Source organism: Vibrio mexicanus (genome assembly GCF_001012815.1).
GTDB lineage: Bacteria > Pseudomonadota > Gammaproteobacteria > Enterobacterales > Vibrionaceae > Vibrio > Vibrio mexicanus.
The window spans coordinates 1-330 of the sequence record NZ_JYJP01000059.1; the positions used below are offsets into that span (position 1 = coordinate 1).

The 330-nt window shown below is 41.5% G+C and carries 1 protein-coding gene; it reads right to left on the reverse strand.

From position 1 onward, the window contains the following. Positions 1–24: 24 nt before the first annotated feature. Positions 25–330: hypothetical protein (locus UA76_RS09355; protein ID WP_238322239.1), on the reverse strand; the 306-nt coding region annotated here is incomplete at its 5' end.

The following is a 330-nucleotide window of genomic DNA, read 5'->3' on the forward strand; positions in this document are numbered from 1 at the left end:
TTTCACTAACAAGCGAGTCTGATTTTAGCCAACAGGTTGTTGACCAAATTTTTCATCGGGAAGGTCTTGCTCATCATCGAACATCACAATGCTTCGACGATGCTCCTTTAGAGCAGATAATGCAACTTGAAAACAACTTTCACACATATCAAGGTGTTGAGTAATACCGTCCATTCTTGACCCACATCCCCAGTTGGCAGTCAGTTCACCAACCTCTTCTAACTGAACGCCATTTGAATCGACCATCACACTAACACCACAAATATCACAATGTCGATCAACAACGACCTCTATCGTTTTTTGTCCATAAACTTTCATTGTGAACTCCTG